Source organism: Nitrosomonas oligotropha (assembly GCF_009833085.1).
Classification (GTDB): domain Bacteria; phylum Pseudomonadota; class Gammaproteobacteria; order Burkholderiales; family Nitrosomonadaceae; genus Nitrosomonas; species Nitrosomonas oligotropha.
In genome coordinates this window covers 1-2675 of the sequence record NZ_QRBZ01000064.1, presented here as the reverse complement: position 1 = coordinate 2675, position 2675 = coordinate 1, and the positions used below count along the sequence as shown (strand labels likewise).

Annotated in this window: 4 protein-coding genes; 1 reads left to right on the top strand and 3 read right to left on the bottom strand. The window is 42.2% G+C overall.

Going from position 1 to position 2675, the window contains the following annotated elements; all coding sequences use genetic code 11:
* On the top strand, positions 1-522 hold a 522-nt coding region (locus tag ABD07_RS14570; protein WP_205010705.1), incomplete at its 5' end, for an integrase core domain-containing protein.
* Positions 523-572: 50 nt separating this feature from the next.
* On the opposite strand, the gene ABD07_RS14565 is transcribed toward ABD07_RS14570, so the two are convergent.
* From ABD07_RS14565 to ABD07_RS14555, 3 genes are read right to left on the bottom strand one after another with little or no spacing between them, the layout of a single operon-like run.
* On the bottom strand, positions 573-1019 hold the full coding sequence (locus ABD07_RS14565) for a hypothetical protein (protein WP_160818897.1): 447 nt from the start codon (positions 1017-1019) through the stop codon (positions 573-575).
* A gap of 48 nt (positions 1020-1067) precedes the next feature.
* Positions 1068-1739 carry an alpha/beta hydrolase family protein gene (locus ABD07_RS14560; RefSeq protein ID WP_160818896.1) on the bottom strand — a complete coding sequence of 224 codons (672 nt, stop codon included), beginning with the start codon at positions 1737-1739 and terminating at the stop codon, positions 1068-1070.
* A gap of 53 nt (positions 1740-1792) precedes the next feature.
* Positions 1793-2272 (bottom strand): hypothetical protein, encoded by a 480-nt coding sequence (locus tag ABD07_RS14555; RefSeq protein WP_160818895.1) that lies wholly within the window; start codon positions 2270-2272, stop codon positions 1793-1795.
* Positions 2273-2675 lie beyond the last annotated feature (403 nt).

Below are 2675 nucleotides of genomic sequence, written 5' to 3'. Positions count from 1 at the left end.
GAACTGGTTCATTTCGATACCAAGCGACTCCCCTTATTGAAAGGACAATCCGCCAATGAACCTCGCGAGTATCTGTTTGTGGCCATTGATGATTTTTCCAGAGAGCTGTATGCCGATATTCTTCCCGATAGAACCCAGCACAGCGCTGCTTGCTTCCTTCTAAGTCAATGTCCTTACCAGATCGACTATGCTTATTCCGATAACGGTAAGGAATTTAAAGGGACCGACGCTCATGCTTTCGTCAAAGCTTGCAGGCAACACGGTATCGGGCAGAAGTTTACCCGCATCAATCGCCCTCAAACCAACGGCAAGGCCGAGAGAGTCATTCGCACTCTGATGGATATGTGGCACAGCAAAACTTGCTTTAAAGACAGCGCTGATCGACGCATTCAGCTTTCCCGTTTCATTAACTTCTATAATACTGTGAAGCCACATAAGAGTTTGAGTAATGCCACTCCTTATGAAATACCACTTATTTTAATCAACCTCTCTGCAAACAACCCTGAGATTTCCTACAATTAATATTATTCATTTCTCAGTATTTCCCATTGATTTGATAAAAATTTCTCTCATCAGAACATTTTCATTCGTATCCAATCCTGGGTATCGATACGATGAAGGTGTACCCATGGCCCAGGTAAATCTCCACCAAACCGGCTATATAAAACAAATTCACCGAGTAATTTCATATCCGACTTTCGAATGATCATGAATTGATCTCGTCTCATGGACAATTCCTGAGGTCCTTGACTTCCTGGATCTCTTTTTTTGTAATCGTAAATGTTCAATTTAAAGATATACTCCGGTCCCAGCGCGTTTTCTCCTTGCGTTGGATAATAAAAATTGATCCTTCTCTCTTTATCAAACTTATCTGCTGGCAACGTTACCGTCTCATACACCCTGATCCCGCCATCGATAGCACACAGGTGATTCACTTTCTGGTCCAGTCGGGCCTTTTCAGAGAAAAGGCTTGCATAAACTAGCAATAAAACAAACAAAAGCAAAACAACTTTTTTCATTGAGTGCCCCTATTGACATACCGTAATAACCATCACAAAACCCCACCCTTACTGCAGCAAGTTACATTGTGAATAAACCGAATAGATGGCTAAAGTATCGGTCAATACTTGCTGACTGTGATTACGTGCATCGGGAGGGTCGCTTATATCTGAAGCCATTTGGTCTTCAATAACGATATTAATTGGAGGAGCAACATCAAAATCTAATCCAGCAATTGGCTTGACACCCGTTACAGCTTGGATATTACTGATTTCGGACTGATCGTATGTGGACGCAACTCCGAGAAAATCCAAAATCGCATGAAACATAGCAAAAGAACCGGAGTGACCGCCGCCCCCAGGACTATTAAACAGATAAGCATGCGAAATATGATCGGCCAAAACAGGTTCTGCAACAAGCCCTTCGGCCAAGAATCCACCCAAACTGTGGCCAGTCACGGTGAAGTTTTGCGAGAGTGTTCCGTTTCCAAGCCACTCGACAACCTTGCTCCGGAGACTGATATATTGCGGTTGTAGCGCTGTACTACCTAGCCATGTGATATCAATCAGATCCGTCAATAAATCCATTGGATCAGAAGCTTCAGTGCCACGAATAGCAAGAAAAGTTTTGTTATCAGCATCAGTAAACACCGTTACCGAGAGACCGGTGGCGCCGGTGTATTGAGTGACCAGACGATATGTGTCGGCAAAGTAACGGGCTTGGCTAGTGGAGAAATTCACATCTTTCAACTCAGCTTGGGCTAGTATGTCCGAATTAAAGGTTGCATAGGCCGCTAACGCCAGCTCAGCTTGCTTGAAATTGAGTCATAGTGTCTTTCTGATTCTTTGATGAAAATTTTCTTATTTAAATTGGCATCCGTTTCTTTGGGACAGCGAAATGCCGGCATATGCCAAGGTCCAGGTATGCCTCCGCCACGTCTTGAGTAATTAATTATTTCACCGAGTAATTTGCCATCGAATTGTCGATAAACTGCATAGTGATATTTCACTAATTCCGGATTTCCTCGAATCAATGAGGTAGTGGACGATTCATAGAAATACTCATCCTCTGAGTTAGCAATCTCTTTGTATGGAAGACTTATAAAATCGTATTGCGTAAATCTCTCAACTGGCAATTTCACCGTCTCATACACTCTGACTCCTCCATCAATTGCACAAAGCCGCTTTACTTCCCTATCCAATCTATCTTTTTCAGTAAAAAAAGCGGCGTAAACGATTAATGAAGCGAGCGAAAGTAAAATAATTTTTTTCATGCGGTGCATTTCTATCGACCAATGGTTGGATTTGTCGCCAGTATTTAATTCCAATACAACAGGTTACGGTGAAAATTGTGAATAACGGTTATTATTCAACTATTCTTTATTTTTGCTCTGTAATAACGGTGTAAAAAATTGAAATGCATACGATACCAACAAGCAATTGTTCGAAACCAGAGCTCTTTTCTCCACTTGAAATCTGGCAACTGGACATTTCTTCGTTCCGCCATCAACGCGGAGTGGGCATCGTACTAGCACATTGGTACAGCTAATTTCCGAATACCAGTTTTACGACATAAAGATTTAAACAGAATTTTTGCAATTCCTGGTCTCCACCAGGCTCAATCTTGCCAGCAGAAGGATTCTGAAGTGGCCCCCAAAAACTGTACAAGCAGTTAAG

Bases quoted from the DNA above. Each gene is read 5' to 3' on its own strand.
- ABD07_RS14565 (WP_160818897.1), bottom strand. From the start codon at position 1,019: ATGAAAAAAGTTGTTTTGCTTTTGTTTGTTTTATTGCTAGTTTATGCA.
- ABD07_RS14555 (WP_160818895.1), bottom strand. From the start codon at position 2,272: ATGAAAAAAATTATTTTACTTTCGCTCGCTTCATTAATCGTTTACGCC.